This window comes from Streptomyces sp. R21, assembly GCF_041051975.1.
GTDB lineage: Bacteria > Actinomycetota > Actinomycetes > Streptomycetales > Streptomycetaceae > Streptomyces.
Window position 1 is genome coordinate 4,021,018 of the sequence record NZ_CP163435.1, and the last position, 21,796, is coordinate 4,042,813.

Annotated in this window: 19 protein-coding genes; 5 read left to right on the top strand and 14 right to left on the bottom strand. The window is 72.0% G+C overall.

What is annotated here, in order from left to right:
* Window positions 1–9 precede the first annotated feature (9 nt).
* Window positions 10–927 (top strand): GNAT family N-acetyltransferase, encoded by a 918-nt coding sequence (locus AB5J56_RS17945; RefSeq protein ID WP_369233753.1) that lies wholly within the window; start codon window positions 10–12, stop codon window positions 925–927.
* Window positions 928–931: 4 nt separating this feature from the next.
* On the opposite strand, the gene AB5J56_RS17950 is transcribed toward AB5J56_RS17945, so the two are convergent.
* The 6 genes from AB5J56_RS17950 to AB5J56_RS17975 form a co-directional block, all read right to left on the bottom strand.
* Window positions 932–1,948, bottom strand: coding sequence for a hypothetical protein (locus AB5J56_RS17950; RefSeq protein WP_369233754.1), 1,017 nt, complete (start codon window positions 1,946–1,948; stop codon window positions 932–934).
* Window positions 1,949–2,130: 182 nt separating this feature from the next.
* Complete coding sequence (locus AB5J56_RS17955; RefSeq protein WP_369233755.1) at window positions 2,131–3,120, bottom strand: malate dehydrogenase; 990 nt, start codon at window positions 3,118–3,120, stop codon at window positions 2,131–2,133.
* 576 nt (window positions 3,121–3,696) lie between these two features.
* Window positions 3,697–4,965, bottom strand: coding sequence for an XRE family transcriptional regulator (locus AB5J56_RS17960; protein ID WP_369233756.1), 1,269 nt, complete (start codon window positions 4,963–4,965; stop codon window positions 3,697–3,699).
* 395 nt (window positions 4,966–5,360) lie between these two features.
* Window positions 5,361–5,903, bottom strand: a complete 543-nt coding sequence (locus tag AB5J56_RS17965) for a helix-turn-helix domain-containing protein (RefSeq protein ID WP_369233757.1) — start codon at window positions 5,901–5,903, stop codon at window positions 5,361–5,363.
* A 236-nt stretch (window positions 5,904–6,139) separates the two neighbouring features.
* Window positions 6,140–6,808 (bottom strand): response regulator, encoded by a 669-nt coding sequence (locus AB5J56_RS17970; protein WP_369233758.1) that lies wholly within the window; start codon window positions 6,806–6,808, stop codon window positions 6,140–6,142.
* On the bottom strand, window positions 6,805–7,977 hold the full coding sequence (locus tag AB5J56_RS17975; protein ID WP_369233759.1) for a sensor histidine kinase: 1,173 nt from the start codon (window positions 7,975–7,977) through the stop codon (window positions 6,805–6,807). The genes AB5J56_RS17970 and AB5J56_RS17975 overlap by 4 nt, the downstream gene beginning before the upstream one ends.
* A 218-nt stretch (window positions 7,978–8,195) precedes the next feature.
* Between AB5J56_RS17975 and AB5J56_RS17980 the strand changes: the two genes are divergently transcribed.
* Window positions 8,196–8,585: a peptidoglycan-binding protein gene (locus AB5J56_RS17980; protein WP_369233760.1), complete on the top strand. Its 390-nt coding sequence runs from the start codon at window positions 8,196–8,198 to the stop codon at window positions 8,583–8,585.
* Between the two features lie 103 nt (window positions 8,586–8,688).
* Here the strand turns inward: AB5J56_RS17980 and AB5J56_RS17985 are convergent, their stop codons facing one another.
* The gene (locus tag AB5J56_RS17985) at window positions 8,689–9,168 is read right to left on the bottom strand and encodes a DUF3017 domain-containing protein (protein WP_369242625.1); all 480 of its coding nucleotides are present in this window, start codon (window positions 9,166–9,168) and stop codon (window positions 8,689–8,691) included.
* 16 nt (window positions 9,169–9,184) lie between these two features.
* Window positions 9,185–10,045: a bifunctional methylenetetrahydrofolate dehydrogenase/methenyltetrahydrofolate cyclohydrolase gene (locus AB5J56_RS17990; RefSeq protein ID WP_369233761.1), complete on the bottom strand. Its 861-nt coding sequence runs from the start codon at window positions 10,043–10,045 to the stop codon at window positions 9,185–9,187.
* A gap of 275 nt (window positions 10,046–10,320) precedes the next feature.
* On the opposite strand from AB5J56_RS17990, the gene AB5J56_RS17995 reads away from it, so the two are divergent.
* On the top strand, window positions 10,321–10,944 hold the full coding sequence (locus tag AB5J56_RS17995; protein ID WP_369233762.1) for a hypothetical protein: 624 nt from the start codon (window positions 10,321–10,323) through the stop codon (window positions 10,942–10,944).
* 91 nt (window positions 10,945–11,035) lie between these two features.
* Here the strand turns inward: AB5J56_RS17995 and purH are convergent, their stop codons facing one another.
* Window positions 11,036–12,616 (bottom strand): bifunctional phosphoribosylaminoimidazolecarboxamide formyltransferase/IMP cyclohydrolase, encoded by a 1,581-nt coding sequence (purH, locus tag AB5J56_RS18000; RefSeq protein ID WP_369233763.1) that lies wholly within the window; start codon window positions 12,614–12,616, stop codon window positions 11,036–11,038.
* Window positions 12,613–13,251, bottom strand: a complete 639-nt coding sequence (purN, locus tag AB5J56_RS18005) for a phosphoribosylglycinamide formyltransferase (protein WP_369233764.1) — start codon at window positions 13,249–13,251, stop codon at window positions 12,613–12,615. Before purN ends, purH begins: the two co-directional genes overlap by 4 nt.
* 386 nt (window positions 13,252–13,637) lie before the next feature.
* Between purN and AB5J56_RS18010 the strand changes: the two genes are divergently transcribed.
* A complete protein-coding gene (locus AB5J56_RS18010) occupies window positions 13,638–14,474 on the top strand; it encodes a hypothetical protein (protein WP_369233765.1) in 837 nt (278 codons plus the stop codon).
* Between the two features lie 219 nt (window positions 14,475–14,693).
* Here AB5J56_RS18010 and AB5J56_RS18015 read toward each other — a convergent pair whose 3' ends face one another.
* Window positions 14,694–16,310, bottom strand: coding sequence for a DUF6350 family protein (locus AB5J56_RS18015; RefSeq protein ID WP_369233766.1), 1,617 nt, complete (start codon window positions 16,308–16,310; stop codon window positions 14,694–14,696).
* Between the two features lie 99 nt (window positions 16,311–16,409).
* On the opposite strand from AB5J56_RS18015, the gene AB5J56_RS18020 reads away from it, so the two are divergent.
* Window positions 16,410–17,582, top strand: coding sequence for a helix-turn-helix domain-containing protein (locus tag AB5J56_RS18020; protein WP_369233767.1), 1,173 nt, complete (start codon window positions 16,410–16,412; stop codon window positions 17,580–17,582).
* 83 nt (window positions 17,583–17,665) lie between these two features.
* Here AB5J56_RS18020 and sucD read toward each other — a convergent pair whose 3' ends face one another.
* The 3 genes from sucD to AB5J56_RS18035 form a co-directional block, all read right to left on the bottom strand.
* On the bottom strand, window positions 17,666–18,550 hold the full coding sequence (sucD, locus tag AB5J56_RS18025) for a succinate--CoA ligase subunit alpha (protein ID WP_369233768.1): 885 nt from the start codon (window positions 18,548–18,550) through the stop codon (window positions 17,666–17,668).
* A 21-nt stretch (window positions 18,551–18,571) separates the two neighbouring features.
* On the bottom strand, window positions 18,572–19,750 hold the full coding sequence (gene sucC / locus AB5J56_RS18030; RefSeq protein WP_356131674.1) for an ADP-forming succinate--CoA ligase subunit beta: 1,179 nt from the start codon (window positions 19,748–19,750) through the stop codon (window positions 18,572–18,574).
* Between the two features lie 442 nt (window positions 19,751–20,192).
* Window positions 20,193–21,788, bottom strand: coding sequence for a hypothetical protein (locus AB5J56_RS18035; protein WP_369233769.1), 1,596 nt, complete (start codon window positions 21,786–21,788; stop codon window positions 20,193–20,195).
* Between the last annotated feature and the right edge of the window lie 8 nt (window positions 21,789–21,796).

The following is a 21,796-nucleotide window of genomic DNA, read 5'->3' on the forward strand; positions in this document are numbered from 1 at the left end:
CAAAGAAATATGGAGCCAGTGTCCACAGAAGACGTGAAGGCCCTGCGCCGCTTCAACCGCTACTTCACCCGGCGCATCGGGGCCCTGGACGACCACTACCTCGGGCAGGACCGCCCCCTCGGCGAGGCCCGCCTGCTCTTCGAGATCTCCGAGGTCTCCGAGGTCTCCGAGGCCGGGGACGGTGCCTCACTCCGGGACCTCAGGAGCCGGCTCGGTCTCGACGCCGGATACCTGAGCCGGATGATCAGGACACTTGAGGCGCAGGGGCTCGTGCGGGTGAGCGTCCACCCCGAGGACAGCCGTCTGCGGGTCGCCGAGCTGACCCCGGCCGGGCGGGTCGAGGTGAAGGAACAGAACCGCCGGGCCAACTCCCTCGCCGAAGGCCTGCTCAGCGGGCTCGGCGCCGCGCAGCGCGGCGAACTCACGGCGGCTGTCGCGGTCGCCGAAAGGCTGCTCCGACTGGCGGCGATCACCATCGAGGTCGTCGACGGCTCCTCGGCCGACGCCCGCCACTGCCTGGCCGCCTACGCCGCCGACATCGACGAACGCTTCCCGGAGGGCTTCGACCCGTCCGCCCTCGTACGGCCGCACGAGGTGTCCGGAGCCGCCGGTGCCTTCCTCGTCGCGTACGAGGAAGGGCGCCCCGTCGGCTGCGGGGCGCTGCGCGGCCTTGCGCCCGGGGTGGGCGAGATCCGGCACGTGTGGGTGCACCCGGGCGCCCGGCGTCTCGGGCTGGCCCGCCGCATCCTCGGCGGCCTCGAACGGGAGGCCGTCGCCCGCGGCCACCGCGTCGTCCGCCTCGACACGCACGCGGCCCTCACCGAGGCCCAGGCGATGTACCGGGCCTGCGGGTACGCGGAGATCCCCCGCTACGACGACAACGCGTACGCCGCGTACTGGTTCGAGAAGCGGCTGCGCGTGCGGTGACGTGTCAAGTGCCGGTGCAGGTCCCGCCCGTGGGGCAGAACGAGTTCAGGACTGTCGTGAGCAACGCGCCCAGGTCCTCGGCCGTTTCGCTTTCGTTGCGGCTGACGCGGATCGCGTAGAACTCGCCGTCGGATGCCGTGAACCTGTGGTCGATGACGAGGAGGGGGCCCACTTCCTCACCGCCGTTGTAGTGGTAGGTCAGTTCGGCCCAGTCCGGGCCCGACGTACGGTCGAGGACCTCGTAGCCGGAGAGCTTCTTCTTGAAGCCCCACGGCTGGTTCTCGGCCTGGTCCAGCGAGTCGGCCGGGCTGTCCTCGGTGACCTTGAACAACTCGATCTGGCGGCTGTCGCCGACCTCGGTGTAGTAGGTGACGACCGGCGCCTTCACGCCCTTCTCCTGCTTCCTGAGCCACCCGTCGGGCACGTCGAGCGTGTACCCGACGGGGTCCACCGCCCGGCTGTACCCGGGAGCGGGTTCCGGTCCGGTGGACACCTCCGGCGACGCGCTCGCGAACGCCGACACGGAGGGGGAAGCGAAGGCGGAAGCGGATGCCGACGGGGACGGGGACGGCGTGTCGGAGGGATAGGCGGACGCGGAGGCACTCAGGGACGGCTGGGAACCTGCCGATGCCTTACGGTCCGCCGCGTCGTTCCGCATCAGGACCCACACCCCGGCCCCGATCCCGCCGACCGCGAGAACCAGGGCGACGACCATGGCGATCAGCCGGCCTGAGCCGCCCGAGCCGGGCGGCGGGATCGGGGCCGGGTATCCGGGCGCGGGAACGTTGGCGGGCGCGGGGCCGAAGCCCGGTCCGGCCTGCTGCCAGGGCTGTTGCACGGGCGGCAGGTGAGCCGGGGGCGGTGGCGGCTGAACCGGCGGCGGCTGCAGCGGCGGTGGCCGCACGCCCGCCGCCCGGGTCTCCTCCGCGGCCCACCACGGAGTCTCCGACCCCGCGTCCCCGCCGCCGGTCACGCCGTCGCCGTCGACCCACCGCTGCAGGTCCTCGTCCCACCGCCACATCTCTCGTCCCCGTCCCCCGAACAGCCCGCGTCCTTCGACGATAGCGACGGCTGTGTCTGCGGTGTCACCTCATACGGGGATAAAGAATGTACGTTCGATACGTACTTTCTGTACGCATGCGGAAGGCCCCGCCCCGGAACGATCCCGGGCAGGGCCTTGCGCGTGGAGTTGAGCGGGGTGGCTCAGATGAGGCCGAGGCTGCGGACCGCCTCGCGCTCCTCCTCGAGCTCCTTGACGGAGGCGTCGATGCGGGTGCGGGAGAACTCGTTGATGTCCAGGCCCTGGACGATCTCGTACTGGCCGTCCTTGGTGGTGACGGGGAACGAGGAGATCAGGCCCTCGGGGACGCCGTACGAACCGTCCGACGGGATACCCATCGAGGTCCAGTCGCCGTCCGCGGTGCCGTTGACCCACGTGTACACGTGGTCGATGGCGGCGTTGGCGGCCGACGCCGCGGACGAGGCGCCACGGGCCTCGATGATCGCGGCGCCGCGCTTGGCGACGGTCGGGATGAAGTCCTCGGCGAGCCACTTCTCGTCGCTCACGACCTCGGCCGCGTTCTTGCCGCCCACGGTGGCGTGGAAGATGTCGGGGTACTGGGTCGCGGAGTGGTTGCCCCAGATGGTGAGGCGCTTGATGTCCGCGACGGTCGAGCCCGTCTTCTTCGCGAGCTGGGTCAGCGCGCGGTTGTGGTCCAGGCGGGTCATCGCGGTGAAGCGCTCGGCCGGTACGTCCGGGGCGGCGGCCTGGGCGATCAGCGCGTTGGTGTTCGCCGGGTTGCCGACGACCAGGATCTTGACGTCGTCCGCGGCGTTGTCGTTGATGGCCTTGCCCTGCGGCTTGAAGATGCCACCGTTGGCGGAGAGCAGGTCGCCGCGCTCCATGCCCTTGGTACGGGGGCGGGCGCCGACGAGCAGACCGACGTTGGTGCCGTCGAAGGCGACGTTCGGGTCGTCCGTGATGTCGATGCCCGCCAGGAGCGGGAAGGCGCAGTCGTCGAGCTCCATGGCGGTGCCCTCGGCGGCCTTCAGCGCCGGCGTGATCTCCAGGAGCCGCAGCTTGACCGGCACGTCCGCGCCGAGCAGCTGGCCGGAGGCGATGCGGAAGAGCAGGGCGTAACCGATCTGGCCGGCCGCGCCGGTGACGGTGACGTTCACGGGAGTGCGGGTCATGGCGTTCTCCGTATGACAGCTGGCGGTGGGGCGTCGCTGCCCCGGGTGCAGGATCGGATCCCCTGCTCCGCCGCAATGATCGATCACCGGTACGGATGATCGATCTCTTGGCGTCAAGAGAGATCCGCCCGTCAGGCTATCGCGCCTCCGGGATCCCCGGCGTCCGGGTGCGTGTGGCCCACCCCACAGACCTACCGCAAACGGCGGCCGCCCGCCCGGGAGAGAGGGGCGCGACGGCCGCCGGGGGTAACCGGAGAGGCGCCCAGAAGGGGGTGTCTCCTCCTGAACGCGTACCGGATCCCGTGGGGTTAACGTGCGCTTGCCCCGATGCGGGGCGGGCATGCGCGCGCAGGCGGACGAGTTTCCGGGGGCTTTCAGCCCGTCCGGCGTTTGAGGACGAGGCCGTTCAGGCCGAAAGGGGGGTCTGGGGGCGCAGCCCCCAGGTACGGGACGGGTAGGGGCGGAGGGGGCGAAAGAAGGCTTCGAACGGGCCCGGCGCCGGGAACGGCAGCGGGGCCGGTCTCGTACGGCGGTGGGGTGCCCGACCGCCGTACGAGAACAGCCCCGCTCGCGGGGTTACTTGGTGCAGCCCTGCTGCCCGGACTTCAGGGTCGCGCACGCCTTGGCGTCACCGGCGTCCTTCACGGCCACCATCGGCGTATACGCGTCGGTGTCCGTGTCGACCGCCCCGGTCTGCTTGGCGGCCGACCCCGAGGACACCTCGACCTTGTCGCCGGCGGCGGCCTGCGTGATGCGGGCCCACGCCGCCGCACAGGTCTTGCTGTAGCGGACCTCGACGAGCGTGGTGCCGACGGTGGCACTGCTGGTGGTCTTCGCCAGCTCCCCGCCGCAGCCCATGTTCTCCGGGTCCTTGCCCGTGCAGCTGTTGCCGCTGCACTTGACCCCGGCCGGCAGGTCGGGGTCGGTGGCGGCGGAGGTGGTGGGCGACTTGGGAGTGTTCTCGTTCTTCTTGTCGCCACCGCCGTGGGTGAGGAACACGGCCGCCGCGATCACGACGAGCGCGCCCACGACCCCCGCGAGGAACATCGTGAGCCGCCGCTTGCGGCGCGCCCCGTCGGCCGCACCACCGGCCCCGGGCCGGGCGTCCTGAGGTGTCCCCCCGGACGGCGGCCCGAACGCCCCGGAGGCACCGGCACCGGCGCCCGGTCCCGGGGCGTGCCCCGGGGGCTCCGGTACGGCCGCGGCCCCCCGACCGGCGGACGGCGAGGGCCTCTCGTATCCGGCGAGCCCCCAAGAGTTGGCGACGGAGGAACTCCCGGAAGAGCTGATTCCGGTTCCGGTTCCGTTTCCAGCTCCCGTGCCCGCTCCCGCTCCCGCGGAAGAACCCGTCCGCGACGCGCCTCCCCGTACGTCGCCTCCCACCGAGTCCTCCGCGTCCGGAGCCGTCGGCTGCGGCGGCACGGTCGGTGACACGCCGGCCGGTCCTGCGATCCCCGGCGTCACCGTCGCGCTGCCGCCCTTGCGGGCCTGCTTGCCGTTGCTTCCCTTCACCGAGGGCGCCCCGAACTCGCCGAGCGCGGCCCGCGCCTGGGAGATCCGGATCGCTTCCATGGTCATGTCGTGGCGCATCTCCGAGCGGCTCCACGCACGCTCGGCGAGCTCCCACATGGTGGTGAGATGGATGGGGTTGGTCCCGGTCACCTCGGCCAGGGCGACGATCGCCCCCTTGGGGGCGAGGAGCCGGCCGTTGAGATAACGCTCCCAGGACGTCTTGCTGTAGCCCGTGCGGTCGGCCACTGCGGCTATGCTCAGCCCGCTCCGGTCGACGAGTCGGCGCAGCTGGCTGGCGAACTCCCTGACCTGCGGATCCAGTTCATCCGGCAAGGCCCTCCAACGAGGCATTACTTCTCCCCCCTCATTGCTTCCCCCCCCGTACGTGCCTGACTGTTCCCCGTGCCTGGCGACCCTCCGCCGAGTCCCGTTCTGGCTACCCACAGGGATGCGCCCGGTCGGGATCCCAGTTCCCGGGGTGGGGGCGCACGGGAGCATTTCGGGCCGAGGCATGCACCGTTGCACGCCGGTTCGTCTGCGGTCCAGTGTCCCACCGACCCCTTGGTCGACCGGTCGAACCCCCGAGCTCCGCGCAAGACGTCCTGGAGCGTCCGATTGGCCACGTTAGCCCGGCTGTTGAAGCTGATTGACGTAAATCCTCGAACTTGTCAAGACATCGACACAACGGGAACACATGGGCGACCTCAGGGGTCACGGAAGCGATCAGGTCACCCGAGAGTGACGGCTCCGACTACGGCGACGAGGCCGAGAAGCACGAGCCCGAGCAGGGCGACGTAGAGAAGGAGCCGTCCCGAGGATCCGCGGGCCGGCGACAGCCTCGACCGCCGCGCCGACCGGGACTGCTCCTCGGGCGCGTCCCACCACGGGAGCGTGGGAGCCTCCTCGTACGCTTCCCCGCTCCCGTCCGCGCCCGGTGCGGGACCTCCCGCCGCCGGGACGGCCCCCCGGACCGGGGCCCCCTGCGGCCCGGCCGGCGCCGGCTCGCGGGGCCACGCCTGCACCGCCAACTCCCAGCGCACGATGAACCGTTCGGGATCCTCGCCGACGACCCGGCACAGGGCGACGACCGCCTGCTCGGGCGGCGGCTGGGTCGCGTTGAGGTAGCGCTGCCAGGAGGACTTGCTGTACGCGGTGCGCGCGCCGAGCGCGACCAGGCTGAGCCCGGTGCGGTCCTTGAGCAACCGCAACTGCTCCACGAAGTGCCGTACCTCCGGCGCAAGTTCCTCCGGCAGCGGCTGCCAGGCGCCCATCACCATCCTCCTCGCCGTTCCCGTGAGCGAGGGACGACTCCGGGCGGCGGGCGGTTCCCGTTGCCGGGCGCGGACACCGTAGCGGAATGGTCACTTCCGTGCCACAGCGAACTGACAGGTGTTGAACACCCCGTCCTGCTGCACAAGTGTTGACCTCAGGCGGAACACCCGCCCGAACGCGGCCCGTCCTTACTCGGGGGAGAGGGCGGGCCGCGGCCGTACCTCAGCCGCCTACGTCAACCACCGGGCCGGACAAGACCGGTCTCGTACGCCACCACCACCGCCTGCGCCCTGCTGTCCAGGTCGAGCTTGGTCATCGTGCGGTTGAGATGGGTCTTGACGGTGGCCTCGCTGATGTAGAGGCGGTCGGCGATCTCCAGGTTGGACAGACCGCCTGCGATGAGCCGGAGGACCTCGGTCTCGCGGGACGTCAGCGCGGCCAGGTCCGGCGGCGGTGCGGCGTCCGGCGCGGAGCCCGCCTGCCGGGCGAACGCCTCGACCAGACGGCGGGTCACGCTGGGCGCGAAGAGCGCGTCGCCGCCGCCGACCGCGGCCACCGCCGCGAGCAGCCGCTCGGGCCCCGAGTCCTTGAGCAGGAACCCGGAGGCTCCGGCGCGCAGCGCCCCGTACACGTACTCGTCGAGGTCGAAGGTGGTCAGCACGAGGATGCGGGGAGCGGGCTCGGCCGCCTCGTCGAGGATGCGCTCGGTGGCCCGGATGCCGTCCGTGCCGGGCATCCGGATGTCCATCAGGATCACCTCGGGCCGCGTCTCGGCGGCGATCCGGACCGCCTCGTCGCCGTCTCCCGCCTCCCCGACGACCTCGATGCCGGGCGCGGCGTTCAGCAGCCCCACCAGACCTGCCCGGATCAGATACTGGTCGTCGACGACGAGCACTGTGGTCATGCCGTGGTCTCGTCCCCCCGCCGTTCGGCCCGCGCGGAGGTGGGCAGGGTCAGCCGCACGGCGAAACCCCCCTCCCCCAGCGGGCCGATACTGATCGTCCCGCCATAGAGCTTGGCCCGCTCCCGCATACCAATCAAGCCATGGCCGCCACCGGCCGGGACTCTGTCCGGATTCACCCCCTCTCCGTCATCGGTCACATCGACGGCCACGTGATGTTCCTGGTAGCGGAGCCGGACGGTCGCCTCGGCGTGCCGGGCGTGCTTCAGGATGTTGGTGAGGGCTTCCTGGACGACCCGGTAGGCGCAGAGTTCGACACCGGGGGCGAGGGGGCGCGGGGTGCCCTCGACGTGCAGTTCGACGCGGACGCCTCCGGCACGCACACGCTCGACCAGGTCGCCGAGGCGCGCGAGCCCGGGCATGGGGGCCGCGGGGGCGCCGGCCGGCTCCCCCAAGTCCTCCTCGCGCAGCACCTGGAGCATGCGGCGCAGTTCGTCCAGGGCCTCGCCGCTGGTGTCCGCGATGGTGCCCAGCGAGGCGCGGGCGGTGCGCGGGTCGGAGTCGAAGACGAAGCGCGCGAGGCCCGCCTGCACCGAGATCACCGACATGTGGTGGGCGACCACGTCGTGCAACTCCCGTGCCATGCGCCCGCGTTCCTCGGCGACCTCACGGCGTGCCCGCTCGGCCTGCTCGGCCCGCAGTTCGCGGGCGAGTTCGGCGGAGCGCCGGGCCAGGTAGCCGAACCGCCACAGTACGGCGGTGAAGAGCAGCGCCTGGGCCACGACGGACGCCATGGCGTCGCTCTCGCTGACCACACCGGCGTAGATCCACACCCCGACCATCGCCGCCGCGCAGACGGCGGTCGTGCGGGCCTGCCGCATCGAGGCCACCGTGTAGAAGGCGAGCATCGGGCCGAAGGTGGACACCACCGGCCAGTAGCCCGCGGTGACGTACACGATGCTCGCCGCCTCGACCCCGCCGAAGACGACGAGCGGAGCCCTGCCGCGGAGGGCTACGGGCAGGTGCGCGAGGACCACCAACACATAGGCCCGCGCGTCGAGTTCGGGCCACCCCTGCGTCACCGACTCCCGCCCGAGCAGGACGGCCACGCACACCATGGCGCACGCGATCAGCGTGTCGACGGCGAGCGGGCGAGGCGGCCAGAAGCGCATCGCCGCAGCGTAGCGCCGTGTTCGGCGCGTCGGCGTCAACTTTTCGCGGTACCGCGGAAGTTGCAGGAACCGCGCGGCTACGGCGAGCGATGGGGCGGGAGTTCAAACCGCGGTGGGACGCGGGGCGCACGGGACGGACCGTACGTTCTGGAGCACGACGGAGCCGGCCGACCACCGGCACCGCATCCGAGAACGTCCGAGAAGGGGAATCGGAACCCATGAACACACGCAAGCGCATCGCACTCGCCGTCACCACGGTGGCGCTCGGCGCGGGGCTGTCCCTCGCTCCCGCGGCGAGCGCCGCACCGGCACACTCCGCGCAGACCGCCCGGGCGAGCGCCTCGTGCGGCTACTACAGCGGGACGGCTGTGACGAAGACGGGTCAGACCGGCTCCGCGGCGAAGGCCCGGATCAAGGAAGTCCAGTGCCTGATCAACATCAACACGTCGTACCTGCCGCTCCTCGATGAGGACGGCTCGTTCGGCAACAACACCTACAACGCGGTGTACACCGTGCAGAAGCACGCCTTCCCCAACGACTCCAGCCAGTGGGACCACCAGGTCGGCCCCAAGACCTGGGCGAAGCTGCGCTCGGGCGTCTGGTGGTAGGCAACGCCCACCGCAGGGGGTGAAACACGGTGGCCCGCACTCTCCGGGGGAGGTGCGGGCCACCGTCATCGGCTCGAGCGGTACCGGCTCGATCGGTACCGGCTCAGCGGATCGTGAAGTGCAGCGTGTCGTCCAGGAACGGGATCTCCAGCAACGGGTCGGGCTGCGCCATCATCGCGAGCAGCACGATCGCGACGCCGAGGACGCCGTACGTCACCAGGTCCGTGAAGCGGGAGCGGACCGCGAGCATGCCCACGTCGGGCAGCATCCAGCGCAGCACGCCGCCGCCGAGCAGCGCGACGCCGATCAGGATCGTGCCGACGCGGAACACGTCCAGCGCGGTCAGCAGCAGGCCGAGCCCGACGGTCGACAGGACCGCGAGGATCGGCCACTGGCGCGCCGGTGCCGGGGCACCGCGGGGCGCCGCGCGACCGCCGCCCTCGGGCCGGGCGGTGTCACGGGTGAACAGCGGGAAGCGGCGCGTGGTGCGGCGCGGGTGCCCTTCGGCGTCGGGCGCGCTGACGGCGTCCCGCACCTCGATGTCGTCGGCGGCGTCGTCAACGGCGGGAGCCTCGACGTCCACGTGATCCCCGTTGCCCTCAGACTCGGCCGACACTGCGCTCCGCCGCCTCCACCACGTTGACGAGCAGCTGGGCCCGGGTCATCGGGCCGACGCCGCCCGGGTTCGGCGAGATCCACGCGGCGACCTCGGCGACGCCCGGGTGGACATCGCCGACGATCTTGCCCTCGGCGCTGCGCGAGACACCGACGTCGAGCACGGCCGCGCCGGGCTTCACGTCCTCGGGGCGGATCAGGTGCGCCGAGCCGGCCGCGGCGACGATGATGTCGGCGCGCTTGAGGTGCGAGGAGAGGTCGCGCGTGCCGGTGTGGCACTGCGTCACCGTCGCGTTCTCGCTGCGCCGCGTCAGCAGCAGCGGCATCGGGCGCCCGATGGTCACACCGCGGCCGACGACCACGACCTCGGCGCCCTTGATCTCCACGCCGTACTGCCGGAGCAGGGTGAGGACACCGTTCGGGGTGCAGGGCAGCGGGGCGGGCTCGTTGAGGACGAGACGCCCGAGGTTCATCGGGTGCAGACCGTCGGCGTCCTTGTCCGGGTCCATCAGTTCGAGGATGCGGTTCTCGTCGATGCCCTTGGGAAGCGGCAGCTGGACGATGTAACCGGTGCAGGCCGGGTCCTCGTTGAGCTCGCGGACGACGGCCTCGATCTCCTCCTGCGTGGCGGTCGCGGGCAGTTCGCGCTGAATGGAGGCGATGCCCACCTGGGCACAGTCGCGGTGCTTGCCCGCGACGTACTTCTGGCTGCCGGGGTCGTCACCGACGAGGACGGTCCCCAGGCCGGGCGTGACGCCCTTCTCCTTCAGGGCCGCCACGCGGACGGTCAGATCGGACTTGATCGCGGCTGCGGTGGCCTTGCCATCGAGAATCTGGGCGGTCATGGCCCCATCCTCCCGGATGACCCGGCCCCGGTTCCAATCCGGCCACCATATGGGCCTTGCGACGCCGATTCCCGGGCCCGTCCCCCGCATCCGGCCATGATCATCGATGTTGCACTTGCACAACACATATGGCATCCGGCTGGACAAGTAAGAGGCGCCTAAAGAACGATGAGCAGCACAGTGCCGCGGGCAGTACCGGGGGGACGGACCGCTCTGTAGAAATTCCTCCGACCGTTCCGCGCTTCGTCCCCGCGCAAAACGGAGGAAAACCCGCCATGAGTTTCGGCGACCCGAACAACCCTTATGGGCAGCCTCCCCAGCAGCCCCCGGGCCCGCCCGGATACGGCTACCCGCAGGCCCCGCCCGGCGTACCGCCGCAGGGCTACGGCTACCCGCAGCAGCCGGCGTACCCCGGCTACCCGGGCGGCAACCAGATGCTTCCGCAGTCGATGCCGGGGCTTTTGATGACGGCCCGCGTCTTCCTCTTCATCATCGCGGTGCCGCAGACCATCGCGGCGCTGTTCTGGTTCTACCTCGCCGCGTTCGCGAACGACGTGTCGGACAGTGCGGACGACTACGGGTTCACCAACGTGGGCAACGGCGGGCACATGGCCGCCGGGGTCTTCGTCTTGATCGCTCTGCTCGCCGCGGCCCTCGCGACCCTCTCCATCACGCTCGGCGTGAAGTTCAGCAGGGGCGGCCAGGGCGTCCGCATCACCACCGTCGTCTACGGTGCGCTCGGCGGCATCGTCGGCCTGATCGCGCTCTTCGTCGGCCTGGACTCCGGACTCGCGTCCGCGGTCATCCTGCCGCTGATCTGGGTCGTCTTCGCCACCGTCATCACGGCGGCGCCGGTCGTCGCCAGCGGCACCGCCTGGTTCGCACGCCCGCGCTACTGAACTCCCCGCGCAGGCCGCTTCGTTCACACCAAGGGCCGTGTCCCCCTCATACAGGGGGACACGGCCCTGGTGCATTGCACATGGGTGCGGATCAGTGGAAGAAGTGCCGCGTCCCCGTGAAGTACATCGTCACGCCCGCCTTCTTCGCGGCCTCGACCACCAGCTCGTCGCGGACCGAACCGCCGGGCTGGACCACGGCCTTGACGCCCGCCTCGGCGAGGATCTCGAAGCCGTCGGGGAAGGGGAAGAACGCGTCGGAGGCGGCGTAGGAGCCGCGAGCGCGCTCGGCGCCCGCCCGCTCCACGGCGAGCTTCGCGGAGTCGACACGGTTGACCTGGCCCATGCCCACGCCGACCGAGGCGCCGTCCTTGGCGAGCAGGATCGCGTTGGACTTGACGGCCCGGCAGGCCTTCCAGGCGAATGCCAGCTCGTCGAGCTCACCGGGGCTGAGGGCGTCGCCGGTCGCGAGGGTCCAGGACGCCGGGTTGTCGCCGTCCGCCTGGAGACGGTCGGTGACCTGGAGCAGCGCGCCGCCGTCGATCTGCTTGACCTCGACGGGGTTGGCCGGACCGTGGTGGGCCCTGAGCACCCGGATGTTCTTCTTCTTGGTGAGGGCTTCGAGGGCGCCGTCCTCGTACTCGGGCGCCACGATCACCTCGGTGAAGATCTCGGCGACCTGCTCCGCCATCTCCTTCGTCACCGGCCGGTTGACGGCGATGACGCCACCGAACGCGGACAGCGGGTCGCAGGCGTGCGCCTTGCGGTGCGCCTCGGCGACGTTGGAGGCGACCGCGATCCCGCACGGGTTGGCGTGCTTGATGATCGCGACGCAGGGGTCCTCGTGGTCGTACGCGGCACGGCGCGCGGCATCCGTGTCCGTGAAGTTGTTGTACGACATCTCCTTGCCGTGCAGCTGCTCGGCCTCGGCGAGGCCGCGCGTGCCGTCGACGTAGAGGGCCGCACCCTGGTGCGGGTTCTCGCCGTAGCGCAGGGTGTTCTTGCGCGCGTAGGTGTGGCCGAGGAAGTCGGGGAAGCCGCTCTCGTCGGCGGCGGCGTACTCGTCCGCGAACCAGGAGGCGACGGCGACGTCGTACGCGGCCGTGTGCTGGAACGCCTCGGCGGCGAGCCGCTTGCGGGTGGTGAGGTCGAACCCGCCGTCCTGGGCGGCCGCGAGGACGTCGGCGTACCGCTTCGGGCTGGTGACCACGGCCACCGACGGGTGATTCTTGGCGGCGGCGCGGACCATCGAGGGACCGCCGATGTCGATCTGCTCGACGCACTCGTCGGGCGAAGCGCCCGAGGCGACCGTCTCGCGGAACGGGTAGAGGTTCACGACGACGAGGTCGAACGGCTGCACGCCCAGGTCGGCGAGCTGCCGGCGGTGGTCCTCCAGGCGGAGGTCGGCGAGGATGCCGGCGTGGACCTTCGGGTGCAGCGTCTTGACGCGGCCGTCCAGGCACTCGGGGAAGCCGGTGAGCTCCTCGACCTTGGTGACGGGGACACCGGCGGCGGCGATGCGGCCGGCCGTGGAGCCGGTGGAGACGAGCTCGACACCGGCCTCGTGCAGCCCGCGCGCGAGCTCCTCAAGACCGGTCTTGTCATAGACGCTGACGAGCGCCCGGCGGATGGCCCGCTTGTTGCTCTCGGCCGTGACTGTGCTCTCGGCGGTCACTGGATAACTACCTTTCGTCCCTCAATGCGATAGCCGTTGCGGGCGAGCCGCCCCACGACATCGACGAGCAGCCTTCGCTCGACTTCCTTGATGCGCTCGTGCAGCGCACTCTCGTCGTCCTCGTCCCGGACCTCGACCACGCCCTGAGCGATGATCGGCCCGGTGTCGACGCCGTCGTCGACGAAGTGGACGGTGCAGCCGGTGACCCGCGCGCCGTACGCGAGGGCGTCGCGCACACCGTGGGCTCCCGGGAAACTGGGCAGCAGGGCGGGGTGCGTGTTGACGAACCGCCCGCCGAACCGTGCGAGGAATTCCTTCCCCACGATCTTCATGAACCCCGCGGAGACGACCAGGTCGGGCTCGTACGCGGCGACGGCCCCGGCGAGGGCCTTGTCCCACTCCTCGCGGCTGTCGTAGTCCTTCACCCGGCACACGAAGGTCGGCAGGGCGGCGCGCTCGGCGCGGGCCAGCCCCTCGATGCCGTCGCGGTCCGCTCCTACGGCGACGATCTCGGCTCCGTAGGCCGCGACGCCCTGCTCCGCGATGGCGTCCAGCAGTGCCTGCAGGTTCGTGCCGGATCCGGAGACCAGCACGACAAGGCGCCTGGCCGCAGACTTGACCACGGGCTCGGCCACGACGGGGCCCTTTCTCGGGGGTGCGTTTGTACGGTCGTACAAATGCTTCGCGCCCCGGGATACGGGGAAGTCTACGAAGCGGCCGACCGGCAGCAACGATACCGGCACTCCGGGCGGCCCCCACGGGACGGGGGCGTGGCCGGAAGGTAGCGTCTGGGGAGGATCCACCCGGGAAGACGGTCGGGAAGACGGTTCAGCACGGGGAACGCCCTGCCTGCGTGGGACGTTGATCTGTCAGCGGGTCGGTCCGGTTCGTCGGCCGACCGGTCGATTCACCAGCCGGTCGGCTCGCCAGCCGGTTCGCCATCCCGCTTCGTCCGCGAGTTCACCAGCCAGTTCACCAGCCAGTTCACCAGCCAGTTCATCAAGGGGAAGACGCACACCTGATGCCGGATCGCAGTCTCCGACTCCCTCCGCTCCTGCTGCGCGAGCGGCGCCCTTCGCCCACGCCGCCGCAGGAGAGCGGACGCGACGCTGCGGACGGGCGGGGCCAGGAGGCCCCCTCGTCGGACCCGTCGACCCCGTCGGACCCGTCCGGCCCGTCGGACCGGCCCTCGGAGGACAACCCCTTCGCGCCGCCGCCGGAGGGGACTCCCGACCGGCCGTGGCAGCCGCGGCGGCCCGTGAACGGACAGGGCGGCTCGGAGGAGGACAACCGGCCCGGGCAGTCCGGACAGCCGGGGCAGTCGCCGTGGGGCAACCAGTGGAGCGACCGGCAGCCGGGGCGTTCGAGCGGTGGCGGTTTCGGTGACCGGCCCGGGGCGCCTCAGGGGCAGAACGGTCCGGAGGGGCCGACCGGTGGTCCGGGTGCCGGGATGCGCTGGGATCCGACGGACCCCTCCCAGCGGCGCGCGCGGTTCGCGCTGCTCTCCGGCATGTGGGCGTTCTTCTTCGCCCTCTTCAGCTGGCCGTACGTGGCACTGCTGCTCGGCGCGCTCGGCCTGTACTGGGGCGGCAGTGCGCTTCGTGCCAAGCCGCGCACCCCGGATCCGGACGCCCCGGCGCCCGACCCGAACGCGAACGCCCGCCCCCAGACCACGGCCGCAGTGAGCGGCCTGGTCACCGCCTCCCTGGCCCTCGCCATGGTCGCCGCGACCTTCACCGCCCAGTTCGTCTACAGCGACTACTACTCCTGCACGAACGACGCCCTCACCAACACCGCCAAGCAGTCCTGCAACGACCTCCTCCCGAAGGAACTCCGGGGGCTGCTGGGGACGCGCTGACGATCGCCGGCGGTTGCTGGCGGGGGCGCCCATCGCAGGGGGTGCGGTGGGTGGGTCGGGGCCGTGCCGGTGGGCGACTGCGGGCGCGTACTCGCTTAGCTGCGGGCAATCGTGCCGCTGGGGCGGCACGGGTGGGCGCAGGCGGCGCCCCGTGAGCGCCGGGCTGCGTGACCCACCCCCGCCCAGCACCACCGCCGGGTGACCGTGCAGAGCCAAGGGTCAGCCGGGCTCGCCCGGGTCCGCAGGAGCGGACGCCTCCTTCAGGGCCGCCCAGCGGGACTCCCGGCTGGCTTCCTCGTGCCACGGGGAAGCGGCCGGGCCGTCGGCGGGGAGGAAGTCGTACGGCTCGAACGTCGGGTCCGGTGCCTCCGGTGCGGGCGTGGCCGACACCGCCGTACCGTCACCGCGGGAGGACTTGGGCCGGGCCCAGGGCAAGGAGAACCAGCGCCTCACGGAAGGCAACCGCAGCAGGCGCCGGCCGGAGTCCCGCCGCCCCCGAGGCTCCCGCACACGCCACCCCCGCACCCCCAGAGCCACCGGCACCCCCACCGCCCCCACCCAGCCGCCCGCCGCCGGCCCCACCTGCCACCACACCGGCCCGAGATGGGCCAGCGCAGCGACCCCGAGCGGCCCCCCGGCCAGCCCCGCGAGCACCGCGAGCGCCACCCCGCACAGCCCCGCCGCGACCCCCACGACAGCGACCGTCCGCCCCCGCGACCAGGCCTCGTCCCGCGCCCCGCCCCCCGGCGCCGCCGATGCCACGACGAACCACGCGACCGTCACCCCCGCCGCCACCGGCACCGCCGCGGCCCCCCAGCCCCACGGCGTGGCCGCCCCCGGCACGGCGGCCAGCAGCGGAAACGGCGGCAGCAGCGACCCCGCCCCGGCCGAGGACAACGGCCCCGCCACATGTCCTGCCCCCAGGACGACCCCCGGCCCGAGCCCGTACGCCGCCCCCCACACCGCCGCGTTCGGCACCAGCGCCAGACACAGCAGCAGTACGGCGAAACGGCCCGACCACACCTCGGTGAGCTGGAGGAACGAGTCCCGCGCCAGCCCGCCGTGCCACACCGACGACGCGGCGACGAGCAGCGCCCCGCCCCCGACCAGCGCGGCGACCCCGGCCCCCGAAGCCCGCATCGCGGTCGCGAGCGCCCGACGGGCGTCCGGCGTCAGACCCTCGTCGGTGACGAACCGCCGTAGGGCTTGGGGAAGGGCGGCCATCAGCCTCCGGCGCCACCGCGGCGGCAGCGGCTCGTGCGGGCGGCCGCACGCCGTCCACACCCCCGCCCCCGCCGCCGTGGCCGCAACCACCGGCAGGCATACGGCGGTCCACACCCAGGACGGCCGCAACTCGCCGCCCGAGGCGTACAGCGCGGCGGCTCCGCCGACGGACAGATAGCCGGCCACGACCCCGGCCCACACCGCGCGCGGCGCCGCCTCGGACTCGTGGTCCGCGTCGTCGTTCGCCGCGTCGCGCGCCGCCCGGTGCAGAAGCCACGCCGGCAGCACGAGCAGCAGCAGCGGGGTGATGCCGACGGGCGCGGGCACCCCGGACAGGGTCTCGGTGCGCACCAGTTCGGCCCCGTGCGCGAGCAGCCACAGCGCGGCGGCGACGTGCAGCGCGCCACCGGGCCCGCTGTCCGGGTACGGCGAACTGATCCACAGCACCATGACGAGGACGGCGAACGAGCCGAGCCCGAGCCCCGCCGCGAGCGCGCCGCCCAGCACGCCGGCGGCCAGCCCGGGCGAGCGGTCGCGCATCCGGGTGAGCAGGGACGACAACGACGTACCGCGGGACGTGCCGCGGTCGGTGAGGTGGGTCACGTCCGCCATGCTCCCAACGACACGCGCTTTCCCGTCGTAACAGGCGAAGCTCCGATGTGTCGCTCAATATGCAGCTATGTACTTTTTCGTACGAGAGGGCGACGCGCTGTGACGGACAGCTCTGCGACCCCGCTGCCCTCCCCCAAGGAACGGCGCCGCCTGCGCGAGGCCAAGTCCCTGACCCAGGCCGACGTCGCCGCCAAAGTGGGCGTCACCCGCGAGACGGTGCGCTCCTGGGAGACGGGCCGTACGACACCGCGCGGCCGGAAGTTGGAAGCGTACGCAACGCTGCTGAGCGGGCCCGAGCTCGATGAGGCTCTGCCCGCCGAGGCGTCGGTGAGTGAAGTCGCGGCTGTCGCAGCCGAGGTGAGTGTCCGTCACGAGGACCCCGTCCTCGCTCTGGTGGGCGTCGGCGGGGGGCCCTCGTCCGCCCTGCCGGAGGAGGCACCGGCCCCGGCTCCGGTCCCGGACGACGTCCTCGAACCGTTGACGCCCGCTCAGGCCTTCGACGCCCTCTACGCGTTCTGCGCCCCGGCCCTCGTACGGCAGACCTATCTGCTCACCGGGCGGCGGGAGTTGGCGCGCGAGTCCGTGGAGCGGGCCTTCCAGCTGGCCTGGCACCGCTGGCCCGAGGTGGCCGTCGACCGGGACCCGGCGGGGTGGGTGCGGGCGACGGCGCACGAGTACGCGCTCTCCCCCTGGCACCGGCTGCGCCCGCGCCACCGGCACCCGGAGGCACCGCCCGCCGACGCCTCCGGGCGTGCCCTGCTCGACACGCTCCTCAAACTGCCGCCGCCGTACCGGCGCACTCTGCTCCTCTACGACGGCGTGGGGCTCGACCTGCCCGAGACCGCGGCCGAGACGGAGGCGAGCACGCCCGCGGCGGCGAACCGGCTGCTGTACGCGCGCCAGGCCGTCGCCGCGCGTCTGCCGGAGCTGGCGGTCCCCGAGGAACTCCACCACCGCCTCGCCGAACTCGCGGCCACGGAACGGCTCCGCGCCGCGAAACCCCGGACCGTCCGCACGGGCAGCGAACGCCGCGCCCGCCAGTGGACCCGCGCGGCCATCGCCTGCACGGTCCTCCTCATCGCCACCACCGCCGTGACCCTCCGCGACGCCCCGGACCACTACGAGCCCCCGGTCGCCCCGGGCGCCCGGGTCCACGGCGTCCCCCCGCGGGCGGCCCAGGGCCCGCTCTCGCAGGAGGAGCTGGACCTGCGAACCAAGCTCAGGTCGGAGACGGCTCATGGGCCGGAGAAGCTGGTGCCTCAAACGCGTTAGGCGGCTCGTCCGCGCCGGGAAACGCCAGTGGGCCCGCCCCGGCAAGGGGTACGGGCCCACAAGACGTTCAGCTACGGAGAAGCTCAGCCCGCGAGAAGCTCACGCGCAAGCTTGGCCGTCTCGGTCGGCGTCTTGCCGACCTTGACGCCGGCGGCCTCAAGGGCCTCCTTCTTCGCGGCAGCCGTGCCGGAGGAGCCGGAGACGATGGCGCCGGCGTGGCCCATGGTCTTGCCCTCGGGCGCGGTGAAGCCCGCGACGTAACCGACGACCGGCTTCGTCACGTTCTTCGCGATGAAGTCCGCCGCACGCTCCTCGGCGTCGCCGCCGATCTCGCCGATCATGACGATCAGGTCGGTGTCGGGGTCGGCCTCGAACGCGGCGAGCGCGTCGATGTGCGTCGTACCGATGACCGGGTCGCCACCGATGCCGACGGCGGAGGAGAAGCCGATGTCACGGAGCTCGTACATCATCTGGTACGTCAGCGTGCCGGACTTCGAGACCAGGCCGATACGGCCCGGCTTCGTGATGTCGCCCGGGATGATGCCGGCGTTCGACTGGCCCGGGGTGATGAGACCGGGGCAGTTCGGGCCGATGATGCGGGTCTTGTTGCCCTTCGAGCCCGCGTACGCCCAGAAGGCGGCGGAGTCGTGGACGGCGATGCCCTCGGTGATGACGACCGCGAGGGGGATCTCCGCGTCGATCGCCTCGACGACGGCGGCCTTGGCGAAGGCCGGCGGCACGAAGAGGACGGACACGTTGGCGCCGGTCTTCTCCATGGCCTCGGCGACCGTGCCGAAGACGGGGATCTCGGTGCCGTCGAAGTCGACCGACGTGCCCGCCTTGCGCGGGTTGACGCCGCCGACGATGTTCGTGCCGTCGGCCAGCATGAGCTTGGTGTGCTTCATGCCCGTGGCACCGGTCATGCCCTGGACGATGACCTTGCTGTCCTTGTTGAGGAAGATAGCCATGGCGGTTGTTTCCCTCGTCCCTTACTTCGCAGCCGCGAGCTCGGCGGCCTTGTCGGCCGCGCCGTCCATGGTGTCCACACGCTGGACCAGCGGGTGGTTGGCGTCCGACAGGATCTTGCGACCCAGCTCGGCGTTGTTGCCGTCGAGGCGCACGACCAGGGGCTTGGTGACTTCCTCGCCCTTGTCCTTGAGCAGCTGCAGCGCCTGGACGATGCCGTTGGCGACCTCGTCACAGGCGGTGATGCCACCGAAGACGTTGACGAAGACGGACTTGACGTCCGGGTCGCCGAGGATGATCTCCAGGCCGTTCGCCATGACCGCGGCGGAGGCGCCGCCGCCGATGTCGAGGAAGTTGGCCGGCTTCACGCCACCGTGGTTCTCACCGGCGTACGCGACGACGTCCAGGGTGCTCATGACGAGCCCCGCGCCGTTGCCGATGATGCCGACCTCGCCGTCGAGCTTGACGTAGTTGAGGTTCTTGGCCTTGGCGGCGGCCTCGAGCGGGTTGGCCGACTCCTTGTCCTCGAGAGCCGCGTGGTCCGGCTGGCGGAACTCGGCGTTCTCGTCCAGCGACACCTTGCCGTCAAGGGCGATGACCTTGCCGGAGGCGACCTTGGCGAGCGGGTTCACCTCGACGAGGAGGGCGTCCTCCTTGATGAAGGTGTCCCACAGCGTCACCAGGATCTCGGCGACCTGCTCCGCGACCTCGGCCGGGAACTTCGCCTGGGCGACGATCTCGCGGGCCTTCTCGATCGAGACGCCCTCATTGGCGTCGACCGGGACCTTCGCAAGGGCCTCGGGGTTCTCCTCCGCGACGACCTCGATCTCCACGCCGCCCTGAACGGACGCCATGGCGAGGAACGTGCGGTTGGTGCGGTCGAGGAGGTAGGAGACGTAGTACTCCTCGACGATCTCGGGCGCGGTCTCGGCGATCATCACCTTGTGGACCGTGTGGCCCTTGATGTCCATGCCGAGGATGTCCGTCGCGCGGGCGACGGCCTCGTCCGGGGTGGCGGCGAGCTTGACGCCGCCGGCCTTGCCGCGGCCACCGACCTTCACCTGGGCCTTGACGACGGACTTGCCGCCAAGACGCTCGGTCGCCTCGCGGGCTGCCTCAGGCGTGTCAATGACTTCACCGGCCAGCACCGGTACACCGTGCTTGGCGAAGAGGTCCCTCGCCTGGTACTCGAACAGGTCCACGCGCGTCCGTCCCTATCAGTGATCTCGCGGTTCGTTGGATGCGTGGGCGTGCCGCGAAGGGCAACGTGACGTCCGCTGTCACAAGGGTGGCGCACACGGTGTCCGAGCGCGCGGCATGTCCGTCTCGCAGGTTATCGCCGTTGGATGTGGGTCCCTAAATCGCAGATCACACCTGAGCGGTGATACCTGTCACAGATTCGCTGGGAGCGGGGCCTCACCGGGCTGGGGTTTGCCCGGTGAGACCCCCTGAACGGCCCTCAATGGCTTTGAAGGGCCCAGGGCGGGTGGTCCCCACCCCAATGGGGACCACCCGCCCCATCCGCAGGGTTTCGGTCGGAATTCCGGTCGGACGGACCGACGGCTTTCGGCCGTCCGGGGCCCTTGACCCTGCGGAGACATGGGGAGACATGAGGAGACTTGAGAAAGGGAGAGGAAGGGCCGGTCAGCCGAGGTAGCCCGGAGTGACCGACCGGGCGACGCCCTGGACGCCGGTCACGGCGTGGCCGGCCAGCGGTCCGCCGGTCGCCCCGACGGTTGCGGTCAGGTCCTGTGCGAAGGGGGCGACCTGTCCGGCCACTCCCTGCGCGAAGGGGGCCGCGTCGCCGACGACTCCGCCCGCGAACGGCCGCACATCGCCGCTCACGCCGTACGCCAGACGGGTGGTGCTGCCCGCGACGCCGTCCACTCCGTCCATGACGGGCCGGACCTCGTCGACCACGGCCTGTACGACCGGCTGCACCGCGTCGGCCACACCGCCTGCGAACGGCTGCACGTCGTGCGTGACGACGTTCCGCGCGAACGGGGCCGCGTCGCCCGCCACACCCTGGGCGAAGGGGTCCACCTGGCCGACGACTCCGCCCGCGAACGGGCTCACCGCGCCGGTCACGCCGTACGCCAGCGTCGTCGCGTCCCCGACGGCCTGCCCGGCGACCGGGACGACCCCGTGCACGGCGGTGGCGACGACCGGCGGCAGCACGGCGCCTGCCGTGTCCCCGACCACACCGGAGGCGACGCCCCCGACGACCGACTGCGCGTCGCCCACCACACCGCCGCCCAGCGTGCCCGCGTCTCCCGTGACGCCGTACGCCAGGGTCGTGGCATCGGCCGCGGCGCCGTACGCCAAGGTCGTCGCATCGCCCACCGCGCCGTACGCCAGCGGGCTCGCGTTGCCCACGGCGTGGGCGGCGAGCGGGGTGACACCGTCGACGGCGGTGCCGGCGACCGGCGGCAGCACGGCGGCCGCGGTCTCGTCGACGACCGGGACCGCGATGCCGGTGGCGGTGCCGACGGTGCCCTCGACCCGGGCGGGGGCACCGGTGACGGTCCGCCCGGCCGTGCTCGTGGCCGTCCGCCCGGCGGTGGCGACGGTCTCCTGCACCTTGGTCCGCGCGGCGGACGGCGCCCCGGTGGCGGTGCGCTGCACGGCCGCGAGCTTCGTCTGCGCGGCGGCGAGGGCCTCCTCCAGCTCCGGCGCGAAGGCCGAGAGCGGGCCGAAGAGGTAGTCGATCTCCTCCTGGGGCGCGCTCGCGTCGGCCACGGCCGCCTCGGCCTCGCCCTTGACCTGGGCGGCCGCGGACGCGGCCGTGCCGGCGGCACGGTGCGCGCCGGTCTGCGCGGTGGTCTGCGCGGCGCCCTTCGCCTGCCCGAGGTGCTGGACCGCGGGGACCTTGGCGTCGATGTAGCGGCGGGCGTGGTCGGCGGTGTGCGTCGCTGCGGACGTGGTGGGGGACGTCGCGGGGGCGGCCTTCTTGGCCTGGTCGACGGTGCCGGCGGTGTCGGCGGCCGTGCTGCCGGTGACGTCGGTGACCGTGTCCTGGACGTCGCCCGTCACGCTCCCGACCACTCCGTCGACGGTGTCGGTGACCGCGCCCACGGTGTCGCCGAGGGTGTTCGTGGCGTCCGCGGTGCCGACACTCACGTCGGGGACGGAGACGGACGACGAGGGCAGCTCGTCCGCGCTGGCGACGGCGGAGCCGAGCGCCCACGCGCCGGTGACACCGGCGGCTATGACGATGGAACGGCGGATGTTCTTGTTCATGCTTGCGT

Excerpts from the sequence above, each read along its gene's own strand:
- AB5J56_RS17945 (WP_369233753.1), top strand. The coding sequence starts at position 10 with ATGGAGCCAGTGTCCACAGAAGACGTGAAGGCCCTGCGCCGCTTCAAC.
- AB5J56_RS17950 (WP_369233754.1), bottom strand. The coding sequence starts at position 1,948 with ATGTGGCGGTGGGACGAGGACCTGCAGCGGTGGGTCGACGGCGACGGC.
- AB5J56_RS17955 (WP_369233755.1), bottom strand. The coding sequence starts at position 3,120 with ATGACCCGCACTCCCGTGAACGTCACCGTCACCGGCGCGGCCGGCCAG.
- AB5J56_RS17965 (WP_369233757.1), bottom strand. The coding sequence starts at position 5,903 with ATGGGCGCCTGGCAGCCGCTGCCGGAGGAACTTGCGCCGGAGGTACGG.
- AB5J56_RS17970 (WP_369233758.1), bottom strand. The coding sequence starts at position 6,808 with ATGACCACAGTGCTCGTCGTCGACGACCAGTATCTGATCCGGGCAGGT.
- AB5J56_RS17975 (WP_369233759.1), bottom strand. The coding sequence starts at position 7,977 with ATGCGCTTCTGGCCGCCTCGCCCGCTCGCCGTCGACACGCTGATCGCG.
- AB5J56_RS17980 (WP_369233760.1), top strand. The coding sequence starts at position 8,196 with ATGAACACACGCAAGCGCATCGCACTCGCCGTCACCACGGTGGCGCTC.
- AB5J56_RS17990 (WP_369233761.1), bottom strand. The coding sequence starts at position 10,045 with ATGACCGCCCAGATTCTCGATGGCAAGGCCACCGCAGCCGCGATCAAG.
- AB5J56_RS17995 (WP_369233762.1), top strand. The coding sequence starts at position 10,321 with ATGAGTTTCGGCGACCCGAACAACCCTTATGGGCAGCCTCCCCAGCAG.
- AB5J56_RS18010 (WP_369233765.1), top strand. The coding sequence starts at position 13,638 with ATGCCGGATCGCAGTCTCCGACTCCCTCCGCTCCTGCTGCGCGAGCGG.
- AB5J56_RS18015 (WP_369233766.1), bottom strand. The coding sequence starts at position 16,310 with ATGGCGGACGTGACCCACCTCACCGACCGCGGCACGTCCCGCGGTACG.
- sucD (WP_369233768.1), bottom strand. The coding sequence starts at position 18,550 with ATGGCTATCTTCCTCAACAAGGACAGCAAGGTCATCGTCCAGGGCATG.
- AB5J56_RS18035 (WP_369233769.1), bottom strand. The coding sequence starts at position 21,788 with ATGAACAAGAACATCCGCCGTTCCATCGTCATAGCCGCCGGTGTCACC.